General features: G+C 70.6%; 18 protein-coding genes. 5 read left to right on the top strand and 13 right to left on the bottom strand.

Annotated features, from left to right (window positions below):
* Positions 1-27 precede the first annotated feature (27 nt).
* From MicB006_RS00800 to MicB006_RS00765, 7 genes are all read right to left on the bottom strand, one after another.
* On the bottom strand, positions 28-453 hold the full coding sequence (locus MicB006_RS00800; RefSeq protein WP_073826839.1) for a DUF4247 domain-containing protein: 426 nt from the start codon (positions 451-453) through the stop codon (positions 28-30).
* On the bottom strand, positions 450-944 hold the full coding sequence (locus tag MicB006_RS00795) for a DUF2617 family protein (RefSeq protein ID WP_116503188.1): 495 nt from the start codon (positions 942-944) through the stop codon (positions 450-452). The genes MicB006_RS00800 and MicB006_RS00795 overlap by 4 nt, the downstream gene beginning before the upstream one ends.
* Position 945: 1 nt before the next feature.
* Complete coding sequence (locus tag MicB006_RS00790; protein ID WP_116503186.1) at positions 946-1,584, bottom strand: DUF4178 domain-containing protein; 639 nt, start codon at positions 1,582-1,584, stop codon at positions 946-948.
* 84 nt (positions 1,585-1,668) lie between these two features.
* Entirely contained in the window at positions 1,669-2,046 is a 378-nt protein-coding gene (locus MicB006_RS00785; RefSeq protein WP_116503185.1) for a hypothetical protein, read from the bottom strand.
* Positions 2,047-2,252: 206 nt separating this feature from the next.
* Positions 2,253-4,844, bottom strand: a complete 2,592-nt coding sequence (gene clpB, locus MicB006_RS00775; protein WP_116503183.1) for an ATP-dependent chaperone ClpB — start codon at positions 4,842-4,844, stop codon at positions 2,253-2,255.
* Between the two features lie 102 nt (positions 4,845-4,946).
* Positions 4,947-5,201 carry a hypothetical protein gene (locus MicB006_RS00770; protein ID WP_116503181.1) on the bottom strand — a complete coding sequence of 85 codons (255 nt, stop codon included), beginning with the start codon at positions 5,199-5,201 and terminating at the stop codon, positions 4,947-4,949.
* Positions 5,198-5,515 (bottom strand): DivIVA domain-containing protein, encoded by a 318-nt coding sequence (locus MicB006_RS00765; RefSeq protein WP_116503179.1) that lies wholly within the window; start codon positions 5,513-5,515, stop codon positions 5,198-5,200. The genes MicB006_RS00770 and MicB006_RS00765 overlap by 4 nt, the downstream gene beginning before the upstream one ends.
* Before the next feature lie 205 nt (positions 5,516-5,720).
* Between MicB006_RS00765 and MicB006_RS00760 the strand changes: the two genes are divergently transcribed.
* A complete protein-coding gene (locus tag MicB006_RS00760; protein WP_030500544.1) occupies positions 5,721-5,939 on the top strand; it encodes a winged helix-turn-helix domain-containing protein in 219 nt (72 codons plus the stop codon).
* A 197-nt stretch (positions 5,940-6,136) separates the two neighbouring features.
* Here the strand turns inward: MicB006_RS00760 and MicB006_RS00755 are convergent, their stop codons facing one another.
* Positions 6,137-6,550 carry a hypothetical protein gene (locus tag MicB006_RS00755; RefSeq protein ID WP_116503177.1) on the bottom strand — a complete coding sequence of 138 codons (414 nt, stop codon included), beginning with the start codon at positions 6,548-6,550 and terminating at the stop codon, positions 6,137-6,139.
* Between the two features lie 606 nt (positions 6,551-7,156).
* Here MicB006_RS00755 and MicB006_RS00750 point away from each other — a divergent pair.
* From MicB006_RS00750 to MicB006_RS00735, 4 genes are all read left to right on the top strand, one after another.
* The gene (locus MicB006_RS00750) at positions 7,157-7,432 is read left to right on the top strand and encodes a hypothetical protein (RefSeq protein WP_116503175.1); all 276 of its coding nucleotides are present in this window, start codon (positions 7,157-7,159) and stop codon (positions 7,430-7,432) included.
* A 304-nt stretch (positions 7,433-7,736) separates the two neighbouring features.
* A complete protein-coding gene (locus tag MicB006_RS00745) occupies positions 7,737-8,237 on the top strand; it encodes a cation:proton antiporter regulatory subunit (protein ID WP_030500543.1) in 501 nt (166 codons plus the stop codon).
* 5 nt (positions 8,238-8,242) lie between these two features.
* On the top strand, positions 8,243-9,460 hold the full coding sequence (locus MicB006_RS00740; protein ID WP_073826851.1) for a cation:proton antiporter: 1,218 nt from the start codon (positions 8,243-8,245) through the stop codon (positions 9,458-9,460).
* Between the two features lie 164 nt (positions 9,461-9,624).
* Positions 9,625-10,053 (top strand): hypothetical protein, encoded by a 429-nt coding sequence (locus tag MicB006_RS00735; RefSeq protein ID WP_116503173.1) that lies wholly within the window; start codon positions 9,625-9,627, stop codon positions 10,051-10,053.
* Between the two features lie 96 nt (positions 10,054-10,149).
* Here the strand turns inward: MicB006_RS00735 and MicB006_RS00730 are convergent, their stop codons facing one another.
* The 5 genes from MicB006_RS00730 to dnaK form a co-directional block, all read right to left on the bottom strand.
* Complete coding sequence (locus MicB006_RS00730) at positions 10,150-10,356, bottom strand: hypothetical protein (protein WP_043327580.1); 207 nt, start codon at positions 10,354-10,356, stop codon at positions 10,150-10,152.
* A 186-nt stretch (positions 10,357-10,542) separates the two neighbouring features.
* The gene (locus MicB006_RS00725) at positions 10,543-10,983 is read right to left on the bottom strand and encodes a heat shock protein transcriptional repressor HspR (RefSeq protein ID WP_073826855.1); all 441 of its coding nucleotides are present in this window, start codon (positions 10,981-10,983) and stop codon (positions 10,543-10,545) included.
* Between the two features lie 24 nt (positions 10,984-11,007).
* The gene (gene dnaJ, locus MicB006_RS00720; RefSeq protein ID WP_073826857.1) at positions 11,008-12,192 is read right to left on the bottom strand and encodes a molecular chaperone DnaJ; all 1,185 of its coding nucleotides are present in this window, start codon (positions 12,190-12,192) and stop codon (positions 11,008-11,010) included.
* 79 nt (positions 12,193-12,271) lie between these two features.
* Positions 12,272-13,009 (bottom strand): nucleotide exchange factor GrpE, encoded by a 738-nt coding sequence (grpE, locus tag MicB006_RS00715; protein WP_116503171.1) that lies wholly within the window; start codon positions 13,007-13,009, stop codon positions 12,272-12,274.
* Positions 13,010-13,057: 48 nt separating this feature from the next.
* Positions 13,058-14,923 (bottom strand): molecular chaperone DnaK, encoded by a 1,866-nt coding sequence (gene dnaK / locus MicB006_RS00710; RefSeq protein WP_073826860.1) that lies wholly within the window; start codon positions 14,921-14,923, stop codon positions 13,058-13,060.
* Positions 14,924-15,072: the final 149 nt, after the last annotated feature.

Raw genomic sequence — 15,072 nt, 5'->3', positions numbered from 1 at the left:
GACTCCAGGGTGAGGGGGCGAAGGGGGCTACTTACCGGAACCGGGGCCGCCGCCCCGCACCGTGCTGCCTCGGCCCCAGCCCCAGCTGTTGCCGACGACGGTGTGGTAGCGGGGGTAGGCGGTGGTCATCTTCTCCAGCAGGATCACCGAGCCGACGGCGAGCGGGAGGATCACCACCGAGTCGTCGTCGTAGCGCAGGTAGACCCCGCTGCCGTCGACGTACTGGTCGGCCGGCCGCCAGGCGTCGGTGATCTGCTTGGACACCTCGCTCGGTGTCTTCCTGGAGGTGTACGCGATCGCGTTCGAGCCGATGTCCCGCCCGGAGGCGCGGGAGAAGTTGTCCTCCACGTAGCCCCGGGGCGAGAAGTTGCCGTAGAAGATCGTGAAGGCGGCGACGAGCGCGCCGATGACGGCGACCGCCACGCCCACCACGAACCACCGTCGGTACGTCACAGCTCCTCCACCACGGTCTCGGTCAGGACCAGCTCGTTCGTCTGGGGGTAGACGTGCCAGGTACGCCAGGCGAGCACGCCGTCCGGCGGCCGGGGCCGGACGGAGAGCGCGGTGACCGCGTCCTCGTCGCCGGGGAAGACCCCGATCAGCGCGTACGGGTCCTCGGCCAGCTCGGCGCGCAGCGCCGCGACCCGGGTACGCAGGCCGTCGCCGTCCGGCCGGAGCACAGTGGCCATGAACCGGTAGCCGGCAGTTTCGTCGTGCAGCGCGTCCGGCAGGTGCGGCGGGCGGCCGGGCAGGCAGGCGACGGTCTCGGTGAGCCCGCCGAGCATCACCTGGTGGGAGGCGCCGAGCAGGCGCAGCCGCAGCCGGGGCAGCCCGGGCAGGTCGATGTCGCGTACGGCGAGCGCCGGCAGCTCCGGGCCGCCGAGGGCCAGGCTCAGGTCGGCGGCGCTGGTGTCGACGTAGGGCGCATCCAGGCAGACGAGCACGTCAGCGCACCGTCTCCGGGCCGCCCTGCGGGTAGATCATCACCTCGGCGTGGCGCAGCTCCTCACCGAGGTTGACCTCCCAGCCGGCCTCCCCGTACGCCTCGAACGACAGCCGCGCGCCCCCGGGCGCCTGGTAGTCGTAGTAGCGCATGGTGCCGTGCGGATCGAGGCCGGTGCCCTCGGTCGCGGTGTACCGGGCCTGGCCGGACTCGTCCCAGTTGTAGCGGCGGCCGGCCATCTCCAGCGTCGGGGCGCCCGGCGTCACGGTGGCCCCCGGCTCGCTGGTCCAGAGCACCAACTCCAGGTCCGGGTCGGACTCGACGGAGAGCCAGCGCTTCACCCCGCCCGCGTCGTCGAGCAGGTGCTCCGCCCAGCTCCAGCCGCCCTCGACCAGGTGCACCGAGCCGCGCACGGTGTACGGCACGGCGCGGATCTCGACGATGTCACCGGGCTTGAGCGCGCGCGGGTCACCACGCAGCGCGTCCGCGTCCCGGTCCCGGAACGGGTCACCCGGCGCCGCCTTCGTCTTCGGGCCGGACGCGGAGCGGGACCTCCGCAGCGCGATCACGGCGATCACCACACCGGCCACCCCGACGAGGCACCCCAGCGTGGTCACCACGTACGCCAACGAACCGTTCACGACCGTCTCCCCCAACATGCTCGGCGGGAACGGTAACAACCGCGCGCACGCCTTTGAAGTCCCGTTCGCTGAGTGTGCGGTCAGCTACTGCTCGCGGCCGGCGAGCCGGTCGGCCGCGTACTCGCCCAGCGTGGCCCGGCCCATCAGGCAGCCGGAGAACGTGGTGAGCTCGCCGTCGTCGTCGCGCAGCCGGGTCCACGCCGCCCGCCCGGCGGCCGGGTCGACCGCCTCCAGCAGCGTCGCCGCGTACGCCCGGCCGGCCGGCGAACCCTTGCGGAGCAGCTTGTCGACCCGCTTGCGGGCCGCCTCCGGGTGCTCCCGCAACCCCTGCTCCAGCCGCCGGTACGCCTCGGTCGCGGGCAGCATCTGCCCCGCCAGCCCCACCCCGCCGAAGGCGAGAGTGTCCGCGCGGTCGAGTTCCCGCGCCGCCTCGTCCAGTTCCCGCTCCCACGTCCCGCTCATACCCCACTATGTGCCCACGCCGCCCACCCCTCACCCCTCCCAAGTGCAAGGAAGGGCCCCCTGTTAACGCCTCCGGTAGAGGAAGGGCCCCCTATTAACACCGCACGACGTGCGGGCGCAGGCGGGGCGCGGGGTCGGGGGGCGGGGGCGCGAGGGACGGCGAAGGCCCGGCCCTGAGGGGCCGGGCCTTCGCAGGGTGGAGCGGGTCAGGCGGCGGTGACCGCCAGGGACTCCTTCGTGTCGGACAGGTCGACGCGCACCGTGTCGCCGTCGCGGATGTCGCCGGACAGCAGCGCCTTGGCGAGCTGGTCGCCGATCGCCGACTGCACCAGCCGGCGCAGCGGCCGGGCGCCGTAGATCGGGTCGTACCCGTGCTCGGCCAGCCACGTCCGGGCGGCCTCGGTGATCTCCAGGCCCAACCGGCGGTCCGCCAGTCGGCGGCGCATCCGGTCGAGCTGGATGTCCACGATCGACCGCAGGTCCTCGCCCTGGAGCGCGGCGAACACCACGATGTCGTCGAGCCGGTTGAGGAACTCCGGCTTGAAGTGGGACCGGACCATCGCGAGCACACCCTCCCGGCGCTCGTTCTCGGTGAGCGTCAGGTCGCTGATCACCGACGAGCCCAGGTTCGAGGTGAGGATCAGGATCGCGTTGCGGAAGTCGACCGTACGACCCTGACCGTCGGTGAGCCGACCGTCGTCGAGCACCTGCAGCAGTACGTCGAAGACGTCGGGGTGTGCCTTCTCCACCTCGTCCAGCAGGATCACCGAGTACGGGCGGCGGCGTACCGCCTCGGTGAGCTGGCCGCCCTCCTCGTAGCCGACGTACCCGGGCGGGGCGCCGACCAGGCGGGCCACCGAGTGCTTCTCGCCGTACTCGCTCATGTCGATGCGGACCATGGCCCGCTCGTCGTCGAAGAGGAACTCGGCGAGCGCCTTCGCCAGCTCGGTCTTGCCGACGCCGGTCGGGCCGAGGAACAGGAAGCTGCCGGTCGGCCGGTCCGGGTCGGCGACGCCGGCCCGGGCACGGCGGACCGCGTCGGAGACCGCGCCGACCGCCTCGGCCTGGCCGACCACGCGGCCGCGCAGCGACTCCTCCATCCGCAGCAGCTTGGCGGTCTCGCCTTCCAGCAGCCGGCCGGCGGGGATGCCGGTCCAGGAGGCGACCACTGCGGCGATGTCGTCCGCGCCGACCTCCTCCTTGAGCATCGCGCCGTCGGCCTGGAGCCGGGCCAGCTCCTCCTCGGCCTGCTTCAGCTCGGTCCGCAGCGCGGGGATCCGGCCGTACCGCAGCTCGGCGGCGCGTTCCAGCTCGCCGTCGCGCTCGGCCCGCTCGGCCTCGCCGCCGAGGCGCTCCAGCTCCTCCTTGGCGGTGGAGAGCTTGGTGATGTGGCTCTTCTCGGTCTGCCAGCGCTCGGAGAGCGCGGTGAGCTGCTCGCGCTTGTCGGCCAGCTCCTTGCGCAGCCGCTCCAGGCGCTCGGCGGACGCGGCGTCCGGCTCCTTCGCCAGCGCCATCTCCTCGATCTCCAGGCGGCGTACCGCCCGCTCGATCTCGTCCACCTCGACCGGGCGCGAGTCGATCTCCATGCGCAGCCGGGACGCGGACTCGTCAACCAGGTCGATCGCCTTGTCCGGCAGGAACCGGTCGGTGATGTAGCGGTCGGAGAGCGCGGCGGCGGCGACCAGCGCGGCGTCGGTGATCCGTACGCCGTGGTGCACCTCGTAGCGCTCCTTGAGCCCGCGCAGGATGCCGATGGTGTCCTCGATGGTCGGTTCGCCGACCAGCACCGGCTGGAAGCGGCGCTCCAGGGCCGGGTCCTTCTCGATGTGCTCGCGGTACTCGTCGAGCGTGGTCGCGCCGACCATCCGCAGCTCACCGCGGGCCAGCATCGGCTTGAGCATGTTGCCGGCGTCCATCGAGCCCTCGCCCTTGCCCGCGCCGACGACGGTGTGCAGCTCGTCGAGGAACGTGATGACCTGGCCGTCGGAGTTCTTGATCTCCTCCAGCACGGACTTCAGCCGCTCCTCGAACTGGCCGCGGTAGGACGCGCCGGCGACCATCGCGCCGAGGTCGAGCGAGACGAGCTTCTTGTCCCGCAGCGACTCCGGCACGTCGCCGGCCACGATCCGCTGGGCCAGGCCCTCCACGATCGCGGTCTTGCCGACGCCCGGTTCGCCGATCAGCACCGGGTTGTTCTTGGTACGCCGGGACAGCACCTGGATCACGCGGCGGATCTCCGAGTCCCGGCCGATCACCGGGTCGATCTTGCCGTCGCGGGCGCTGGCCGTGAGGTCCACGCCGTACTTGGCCAGGGCCTGGTAGGTCTGCTCCGGGTCGGCGGTGGTGACCCGGCGGTCCCCGCCCCGGACCGTGGGGAACGCGGCGACCAGGTTCTCCTCGGTGGCGCCGGAGTTCTTCAGCGCTACCGAGACCGCGCCGCCGACCCGGGCCAGCCCGGCCAGCAGGTGCTCGGTGGAGGTGTACTCGTCGCCCAGCGGCCGGGCGATCTGCTCGGCGGCGCCGATGGCGTTGACGAACTCGCGCGCTAGCGTCGGCTCGGCGATGCTCGACCCGCGCGCGGCGGGCAGCGCGTCGACCGAACGCAGAGCGACGCGGCGCAGCTCGGCGGGGTCGGCCCCGACGGCACGCAGCAGGCCCGCGGCGGTCGAGCCCTCGGTGTCCAGCAGTGACAGCAGCAGGTGCCAGGGCTCCACGGTGGCGTGACCGCGCTGGTTCGCCAGCGCGACGGCACCGGTGATGGCTTCGCGGCTCTTGGTGGTGAGACGTTCCGTGTTCATGGGCTCCCCCGGATCGGCGTGTCCACTGGTCATGACACAACCAGAGTTGAGTCTATTCCGCTCAACTCCACCCCTGTGACCTGAGTCACTCCTACTTCCGAATCAGCGACGCGGAAGGCGTGCGAGGCAAGGAGTCTCGTGGTCGGCGCGCAGCACGCAACGCCGACCACCGTCCAGCTTGCGGTCGCAGAAAACCCAATGGCGTACGGCCTGGTCGTCCTCCGTCGACACGGTTATCCCGCCCAGTTCCACCACCGCGAGGAACGCCAACGAACGGCCGGCCGTGCGGCCGAGCATCTTCGCCCAAGCCAGATCGGCCGCGCGCACCGGCAGATGGATCACGTACCGCCCGGTCACGGCCGCCCGGCCAGGTCGCGCATCGACGGGGCCTGCTGGGACTGCCACTCACGCAGGGCGCTCTTGATCCGGGCCGTCTCCTCACGGCTCCGGGCGACTTCGGCGTACGCGGCGGCGAGGTCCCCGGCGACGCGGTCGAGGAACGCGGCGACCTCGGCGGGGTCCAGCCCTCGGCGGCGCGTCGCGAAGCGGCGGCCCCGCACCTGCCAGGGCCGGAGCGGAAGGTACGACGCGGAACGGTAGGCGCCGACCGGCGCGGAGTTTGGCGGGGTCAGGCTCCGCCGCTTCGGACATATTCGCAGGAGATTGCGCACGACACTGTCCCTTCTCGCGGAGGACGGGGGTCGGGACGAGCCACGGGGGATGCCCGCCCCGACCCGGGAAAGCTCCAGGTGCCATCCGGGAGCGTTCGCCAGCAACCTGCAATCGGTACCGGTTGTAGGTCAACAACCAACCCACAATTGCTTGAGGTTGGAGGTGGTTGCATGGTCGAATGGGCGTGCCATCCGGGGAGTGTGTATGCCCAAACAGCAGTACCAAGTGCTCGCAGACGAACTGAAGAGCAAGATCGATTCGGGCGAGTGGCCACCCGGCACGAAGCTGCCGAGCCGCGCCCAACTGTGCAAGGAGTACGGCGTCTCCGACACCGTCGTCGGCAAGGCGATGATGATTCTGCGCGCTACCGGCCTCACCGAGACGCTCGAAGGTGTCGGCGTGTTCGTGGCCGAGCGCGCCTAGCTGGTGTTGGTCAGCGGTGAGCAGGCGCCACTCGGGTTCGACACGAAGGAGTAAGCCGATGTTCGACCGACGTCGTGGCGCCTTGGCCGAGGAACAGCCGAGTGACCGAGGACTGCTGTGCCGCTTGGCTGCATTCGCGCCCATAGGGCAGCAGCAGGGGGGCGCTTTCGCGCCCCCCTGGCTACGTGCGCCTAGCGCTACCCACGCCGCCGCTTCGTGACCGAGCGGGTGAGCCCACCGACCGCGACGACCGAAGCGATGCACAGCGCGAACAGAAGCTCACTGGGCAGCGATCCGCTCGCCAACTTCAGGATCGCAACCGGCGCGGCCACGGTGCCCACGACACCGATCGTCACGATCAACGTATCCAGCAAGTTGTCGGTGAACTTGCCAGGCACGTTGACCTTGCTCCGGAACTTCCGATCGACGTCGTAGTAGGAGAACTCCACCGCGGCGTCACTCGTCGGCTCCGACTCGGGCAGCTCCGTCAGAGGGTGCTGCGTCTTGAACGTGAACTGAGGAAGGGCGGCGCCCGTGGGCGGGATGTACGCCCAGTCCCGGATGCGCAGCGACACGTACGGGGCGTCGCTGACCATGTTCTGGCCCTTCACGCGCGTAGCTTCCACTGTTTAGGTCACCCTTCTACTCCTCTCCCTCGATGAGGGGCACCCATTGCCTCTAGGCCATCGAAGGAGACCACCCCGCCGACGGGGTTAGGGACCCCCGTCGTGAAAGGGCAAGGCACACATCCACCGCACGGTGCCTGCGACCAGGCGCGGCTTCGACCCGGTGACGCCGACTCGCCACTGGACCTCCGACCGACCCGGCTGCCAGCCCTCTGCGGGATCCCTCCCGGACCACCCACTGGGGGGAGGTGATCCGATCTGCGAAGCCGACCCAGGTCAGCACGACGGAGATCAGGACGGATGCCCTGCCCCCTTCGAATCGCAGCGGGACAGGCCAGAGAAGCGCGACACCGCGCCCTCGAGCCTCTTCGTGGATGAACCTCATGCCGTACCTCCGTTGGGTTGTGGAAGCCCCTCGCGTAGGGGTTACGACCATTCTACCCCCTGGAGTCACGATCGTGATGCGCTGACGCATCAGATTTGGTGGCAGGCAGCACCGTTCTGTGGCAGAATGGAGGCACGGGGACGCCGTGGAGCACCTGAACAGGGCCCTTACGCACCCCGCTACGGCTGACAGCGAAAGGAGGCGACATGGGCAGCCGGACGCAGCTTCAGCAACGGGCGGACGCGAGCAACGAATCGGGTGAGGTCGAGGAGTACGTGATCAACAGGATCACGGTCGGCATCATCCCGAAGGTCTGGACCGACCTTCAGAACTTGATCGCACGAACCCGGTTCAACCGCACCGATGTGGTGAACCGCGCCATTGCGGTCTACGCCATGGTCGATGAGAACATCCGCAACGGCAACGAGCTTGTCTTCCGTGACACGAAGACAGGTAAGGAGCGGATCGTAGAAATCGTGTAACCAGTCATCGCTGACGTGGCGGCTGCCTCGACGCTGACGTCGAGGCAGCCGCCACGTGGTGCGTGGACAGGTCACCGTATGGGCTAAGGGATCGGTTATCGCGCGCCCAGCTACATCCGGATGCAGCGCGGCAAGGAATCGCTGATCTGCCGGATGTCCTACACGGACGAGGCAAGCCGACCGAGCTTGGGCACCCACAGGCTGCCACCGGCCCGTACGGCGGCAAGGCCTAGACGAGCCGCATTGACCGACCTTTGTTCGGCCCCGAAATCGGCGCGTGCACGGCGGGAGTAGCCTCACCCGCGTGCGAGTACGTGTCGAGCAGACCGCCCTGCCAGGTATCGGCGTACGTCATGACCTGATGACGGAGTCCGGCCGCCGGCTCGGTGTGGTCTCCCACCGCAATGGCCGTCGCGACCTGGTCCTGTACGACCCGGAAGATCCCGACTCCTGCCAGCACGACATCCCCCTCACGGACGACGAGGCGGAGGCGCTCGCCGACATCCTCGGCGCGTCGCTGATGCTGGGTCAGCTCTCCGGGCTGCGCGAGCAGGCCGCCGGGCTGCTGACCGAGCAGATCGCCATTCCGGCGGGGTCGAAGTACGTCAACAAGCGGCTGGGTGACACCAAGGCCCGGACCCGGACCAGCGCGTCGATCGTCGCCGTGCTGCGTCAGGGCACGGTGAACGTCTCGCCGGATCCCACCTTCCGGTTCGAAGCCGGCGACGTGGTCGTCGTGGTCGGTACCCGTCAGGGGCTCGACGGCGTCACCGCGATCCTCGCCGAGACCGACCCGGACGTCTGACGCGTATGCACGAAACCACAATCCTGCTCATCGAGGTCGGTGCGCTGCTGCTCCTGCTCGGCCTGCTCGGCCGGCTGAGCCGTCGCGTCGGTGTCTCGCCCATCCCGCTCTACCTGCTCGCCGGCCTGGCGTTCGGGCACGGTGGCCTGCTGCCGCTCAACGCCAGCGAGGAGTTCTTCGCCGTCGGCGCCGAGATCGGCGTGATCCTGCTGCTGGTCATGCTCGGCCTGGAGTACAGCGCCAACGAACTGGTGGGCAACCTCCGCTCGGCCGCGCCGGCCGGTCTGATCGACGCGGTTTTCAACGCGCTGCCCGGCTTCGGGTTCGCGCTGCTGCTCGGGTGGGGCTGGGTCGCGGCCGTGGTGCTCGGAGGCGTCACCTGGGTGTCGTCCTCAGGCGTGATCGCCAAGGTGCTCGGCGACCTGGGCCGGGTCGGTAACCGGGAGACGCCGGTGATCCTCTCCGTCCTCGTGATCGAGGACCTGGCGATGGCCCTCTACCTGCCGCTGGTCACCGCGCTGCTCGCCGGGGTCGGCCTCATGAAGGGCGGCATCGCGCTCGCCATCGCGGTGTTCACCGTCGTCGTGGTGCTGGCCGTGGCGATCCGGTACGGCCACCTGATCTCCGCCGCGCTGTCGGCCAAGGACCCGGAGGCGCTCCTGCTCGGGGTGCTCGGCCTGACCCTGCTCGTGGCGGGCGTCGCGGCAAAGCTCCAGGTCTCCGCCGCGGTCGGCGCGTTCCTGGTCGGCATCGCGTTGTCCGGGCCGGTGGCGCACCACGCCACCGAACTGCTCTCCCCGCTGCGGGATCTCTTCGCCGCTGTCTTCTTCGTGTTCTTCGGGCTGGTCACCAACCCGCTGGACATGCCGCCGGTGCTGCTGCCCGCGCTGGTGCTGGCTGTGGTCACCATGGCGACGAAGGTGGCTACCGGCTACCTGGCCGCCCGCCGGGCGGGGATCGCCGAGCCCGGTCGCTGGCGGGCCGGCCTGGCGCTGACACCGCGCGGCGAGTTCTCCATCGTCATCGCCGGACTCGCAGTCGCGGCCGCCTACCCGGTGAACCCGAAGCTGGCGGCGCTCGCCACCGCGTACGTGTTGATCACGGTGGTGACCGGGCCGCTGCTCGCCCGGCTGCCCGACACCCAGTGGTTCAAGCAGTGGCTGCGCACCCGCGCCGCCGCCGCCCGTGCGGCAGCGGCGTTGCCCGCGCCGACCGGGGACTGACACGCGCCGGGCCAGACCAGCCACAGGCAGATCCGGCCCGGCGTTGTCAAATTGATCCCCGGAAGGTCTACCCCTGCTCCGCTCAGCCGCGTTAACGTTTCGGCCCAGCAGCCAGGGTCCGCGGGTGGCCGGTGCCCCCGCCAGCGCAAGCGGAAGGTCGGCCGGTGAGCGTGCAGGAAGAGACGTTCCACGGCTTCGCCAACCCGGTCGATCCCTCGCCCGCCGAACTCCGGGCGTGGGCCTATCAACCGGATTCGGTGCCGCTGACCTCGATGCCGCCCGACTGGGACCTGCTGGTCGCCGGTGACCACCTGGTCCAGACGTTGTTCGACCTGGCGATGGACCAGGGCTGCCCGGCCCGCCGGTTCACGCTGCACTGCCTCTACATCTACGCCGCCGACGGCATCCGGACGAACTTCCGTGCCCATCCCAAGCGCCGGTTCCGCAAGCTGGTCGAGCAGGCCGAACGCTCCGGTGACGACCTGATGCGCAACTGGGCGCACAACAGCCGCGTGTTGCTCGCCCGGCCGGACCTCTTCGTCTACCGGGACTGGTGCGAGGGCGGCCTGGTCCGCGAGAACCGCCGCCTCTGACGCGTCGCCCTACCCGGAACACGAACGGGCCGGGATCCCGAGCACACGAACGGGCCGGGATCCCCCGTGGATCCCGGCCCGCACGTCGGCGGATCGTCAGGTCGACCCGCCCTGCTTCTTGCGCCTCTCGTCGTCCCGGGCCCGGTCCACGCCGTGGTCCGTCTGGTCGGCGAAGCGCCCTTCCTTGACCTTGTCGCTGAAGCGTCCCTCGGTGACCCGGTCGAACCGCTCGCGGACGTTCTCGGCCACCTTCTCCAGCCGTTCCTCGGCGCGTTCCGCCACCTTCTTCGCCGGTTCCGCCATGGCTCCCCCTGCCAGCTCGGCGTCCGATTTAGGGGTTTTGGCCCTACCGGCGAGCCTAGTCGACAGCGCCCTGCCGCATCCCGCATTCCTCCGACGAGCGCCCCAGACCATGGACGCACGAAGGCCGGACGCACGAAGGCCGGCGCGGCCCCGGGGGAGCGGGGCGCGCCGGCCTTCCGGTGAAGGTCAGCGGTCGGGAGCGCGGCGCGGTCGCCACACGACGAGCGCGGTGGACGTGCGGTTGGTCGGCACGAGATCGCCGCGGGGAAAGCCGCCGAGCGACTCCAGCTCGGCGATCCGCCGGTACGCGGCGTCCAGCTCCGCCTCCAGACGGGCCACCCGCTGCTGCGCCTCTTCGAGCAGCCGCTCCAGCCCGATGATCCGCTTGACCCCGGCCAGGTTGATCCCGTCGTCCTGGCTGAGCCGCTGCACCTCGCGCAGCAGCACCACGTCCCGGACGCTGTACCGGCGACCACCGCCGGACGCCCGGCCCGCCTGCACCAGGCCCAGCCGGTCGTACTGGCGCAGCGTCTGGGGGTGCATCCCCGCCATCCGCGCAGCCACCGAGATCATCAAGACCTTGGCCTCGTAGGCCGGGTCACCTGAGCCGACGTAACCCTCCGACATGCCCGCTCACCTCCGCTGCCGCCGTCAACTGAATCGACGTACCCGCGCGTCGAGATGTTCCCGCGCGGCGGGCGGAGTCTGCGCCGCGAAGGTCTCCAGCGCCGCCCGCGCCTCGTCCGAGACCTTCGCCGGGACCACCACGTCGAGCGTGACCAGCAGGTCACCGGCGCGGCCGTCCTTGCGTACGACGCCCATGCCGCGGGCGCGCAGCACCCGCCCGCTCGGCGTACCCGGTGGCACCCGCAGCGTCACCGTCCCGTCCAGGGTCGGGACGCGCAGGTCCGTGCCGAGAACCGCCTCGGCGTACGTGATCGGGACGTTCAGGGTCAGGTCGTCCCCGGTGCGCCCGAACAGCTCGTCCGGGCGGACCTTCACCTGCACGAACAGGTCGCCCGCCGGACCGCCCCGCTCGCCGGGCTCACCCCGGCCGGCCAGCCGGATCCGCTGTCCGTCGGCCACTCCGGCGGGGAAGCGCACGTTGAGCGTGCGGGTCTTGGTGACCCCGCCGGTGCCGTGGCACTCCGGGCACTTCTCCTCGACGATCGTGCCGACGCCCTGACAGTTGCGGCACGGCTCGGAGAAGCTGAACGACCCCTGGTTGCGGGTGGTCACCCCGGCGCCGTGACAGACCGGGCAGGCCACCGGCTGCGTACCCGGCTTCGCGCCGTTGCCGTGGCAGGTGTCGCAGACGCCGGGCGCGCGCAGCGTCAGCGGCAGCGTGACGCCGCGGACCGCGTCGGAGAAGTCGAGCGCCACCTCGGTCTCGACGTCCCGGCCGCGCGCCGGGCCGCGCGGGCGCGCCGCGCCGCCCCCGCCGCCTCCGGAGAAGATCGAGCTGAACAGGTCGGTGAAACCGCCACCGCCGAACCGGGTGTCGCCGCCGCCCGCGCCGCCGCCGAACAGGTCGGAGACGTCGAACGGCACGCCGCCCGGCTGGCCCGGGCCACGGGCGTTGCGCCGGAAGGCACCCGAGCCGAACAGCGAGCGCATCTCGTCGTACTCGCGTCGCTTCTTCTCGTCGCCCAGCACCGCGTACGCCTCGGAGACGGTCTTGAACCGCTCCTCGGCCCCGGTGTCGCCGGGGTTGTGGTCCGGGTGCGACTCCCGGGCCAGCTTGCGGTACGCCTTCTTGATCTCGTCCGAGGAGGCGGACTTCTCCACGCCCAGCGCGGCGTAGTAGTCCTTCTCGATCCAGTCCTTGGAACTCACCGGTCCACCCCCTTCCACGGGTCGAAGCCCGGCCGTCCCGCCCGCCCGGTGCGGGCGAGCGGGACGTCACGGGTCGGCACTACTCCGGGTCCGCGACCGCGACCATGGCGGGCCGCAGCAGCCGCTCGCCGAGCTGGTAACCCCGGCGCATGACCTGCACGCAGGTCGACTCGGTCACGTCGGCGGAGGTCTGGTGCGCCACCGCCTCGTGCCGGGTCGGGTCGAACGGGTCGCCCTTCTCGCCGAAGGCGGTCAGGCCGAACTTGCCCAGCGCGCCGGTGAGCTGCTCGGCCACGCTGCCGAACGGGCCCACCAGATCGCCGTGCTCGCGGGCCCGGTCCAGGTCGTCCAGGATCGGCAGCAGCGCGCTGAGCACCGCCCCGGTGGCCTGCTCCTGGACCAGGTTGCGGTCCCGGTCGACCCGCTTGCGGTAGTTGGCGTACTCCGCCGTGACCCGCTGGAGGTCGCGGGTGCGCTCCTCCAGGTCGGTACGGAGCGACTCCAGCTCGGCGCCGAGCGGCGCGCCCGCCTCGGTCTCCCCGCTCGGCTCAGCCGGGGAGTCGACCACCGTCGGCCCGTTGACCTCGGCCTCGCCGCCGATCTCGTCGACCACGACCTCGGCCTCCTCGACCAGCCCTTCGGCGGGCGCGTCGGCAGCGGCGTCCGCCGCCGAGACGTTGTTCGCCGGCTGCTCGGTCACCTTGCCGAGCTTGCGCTTGTCGCGGATGACGACCCGGGGTTCGTCGCCGGCGTGCTTGCCGGCGCCCGGCGCCGACCCGGTGGCACCCGGGTCGGCCGCACGTGGCTTGTCCGTCATGCGGTTACCTCATCCCTCTGCCGTGCGAATCGTGTCCGGGACCGGATGTCACTTCTTGTCCTCGTCCACGATCTCCGCGTCGACCACGTCGTCGTCGCCACCGGCCTTCGGGCCACCGGCCGCACCCGCGCCGGCGCCCGGCCCGGCCGCGCCGCCCGGCGCGGCCTGCTCGCCCTCCTGCTGCTGGGCGTAGAGCAGCGAGCCGGCCTGCTGGGAGACCTGCGCCAGCTTCTCGTGCGCGGACTTGATCTTCTCGATGTCCTGGCCGCCGAGCGCGCTGCGCAGCTCGCCGAGCGCCTCGTTGAGCTGGTCACGGTTCTCGCTGGGCAGCTTGTCGCCGCTCTCGGCGAGGAACTTCTCGGTCTGCCACTGGAGCGCCTCGGCCACGTTGCGGGTCTCGGCCTCCTCGCGGCGGCGCTTGTCCTCGTCGGCGTGCTCCTCGGCGTCCCGGCGCATCCGCTCGATGTCGTCCTTCGGCAGCGAGGAGCCGCCGGTGATCGTCATCTTCTGCTCCTTGCCGGTGCCCAGGTCCTTGGCGTGCACGTTCACGATGCCGTTGGCGTCGATGTCGAACGTGACCTCGATCTGCGGCACGCCGCGCGGGGCCGGCGGGAGACCGGTCAGCTCGAAGGTGCCGAGCTTCTTGTTGTAGGCCGCGATCTCCCGCTCGCCCTGGAACACCTGGATCAGCACCGACGGCTGGTTGTCGTCGGCAGTGGTGAAGACCTCGGAGCGCTTGGTCGGGATGGTGGTGTTGCGCTCGATGAGCTTGGTGAAGATGCCGCCCTTGGTCTCGATGCCCAGGCTCAGCGGGGTCACGTCGAGCAGCAGGACGTCCTTGACCTCACCCTTGAGCACACCGGCCTGGAGCGCGGCGCCGACGGCGACGACCTCGTCCGGGTTGACGCCCTTGTTCGGGTCACGGCCGGTGAGCTGCTTGACCAGGTCGGTGACGGCCGGCATCCGGGTCGAGCCGCCGACCAGGATGACGTGGTCGACGTCGGAAATCTTGATCCCGGCGTCCTTGACGGCCTGCTCGAACGGGCCCTTGCAGCGGTCCAGCAGGTCCTGCGTCATGCGCTGGAACTCGGCGCGGCTCAGCGTCACGTCGAGGTGCAGCGGGCCGGCCGAACCGGCGGTGATGTACGGCAGGTTGATGTTGCTGGTGGTGGCGGCGGACAGCTCGATCTTGGCCTTCTCGGCCGCCTCCTTGAGCCGCTGCATCGCCATCTTGTCCTGCGAGAGGTCGATGCCGTGCTCGCCGCGGAACGTCTTCACCAGGTGGTCGATGATGCGCTGGTCCCAGTCGTCACCGCCGAGCTGGTTGTCACCGCTGGTGGACTTGACCTCCACCACGCCCTCGGCCAGCTCCAGCAGCGACACGTCGAAGGTGCCGCCACCGAGGTCGAAGACCAGGACGGTCTGCTCCTTGGAACCCTTGTCCAGGCCGTACGCCAGGGCGGCCGCGGTCGGCTCGTTCACGATCCGCAGCACGTTGAAGCCGGCGATCTCACCGGCCTCCTTGGTGGCCTGGCGCTGACCGTCGTTGAAGTAGGCCGGGACGGTGATCACCGCGTCGGTGATCTGCTCGCCCAGGTACGCCTCGGCGTCCCGCTTCAGCTTCATCAGCGTGCGGGCCGAGATCTCCTGCGGGGTGTACTTCTTGCCGTCGATGTCGACGGTCCAGTTGGTGCCGATCTCCCGCTTGACCGAGCGAATGGTCCGGTCGGGGTTGGTCACCGCCTGGCGCTTGGCGACCTCACCGACGAGCACCTCGCCGTTGCGGGCGAACGCGACGATCGAGGGAGTCGTACGCGAGCCCTCTGCGTTGGCGATGACGGTGGGCTCACCGCCCTCGAGAACGCTGACGCAGGAGTTCGTCGTGCCGAGGTCGATGCCGACCGCACGTGCCATGTTCGCTTCCTCGCTTCGTAACGGGTGAGCAGGTCAGACGGCCTGCCCGGGGGACCGCCCGGAAGCGGTCGCACCACAAGTTGAGTGAACTTGACTCAATAGTGCCACGCCATCGCCAATCCGCAAGTCGAGGTTGAGCGGACCCGGCG

The sequence above is a fragment of the Micromonospora sp. B006 genome (assembly GCF_003408515.1).
Classification (GTDB): Bacteria; Actinomycetota; Actinomycetes; order Mycobacteriales; family Micromonosporaceae; genus Micromonospora; species Micromonospora echinospora_A.
This window is presented reverse-complemented; position numbering and strand designations above follow the sequence as displayed.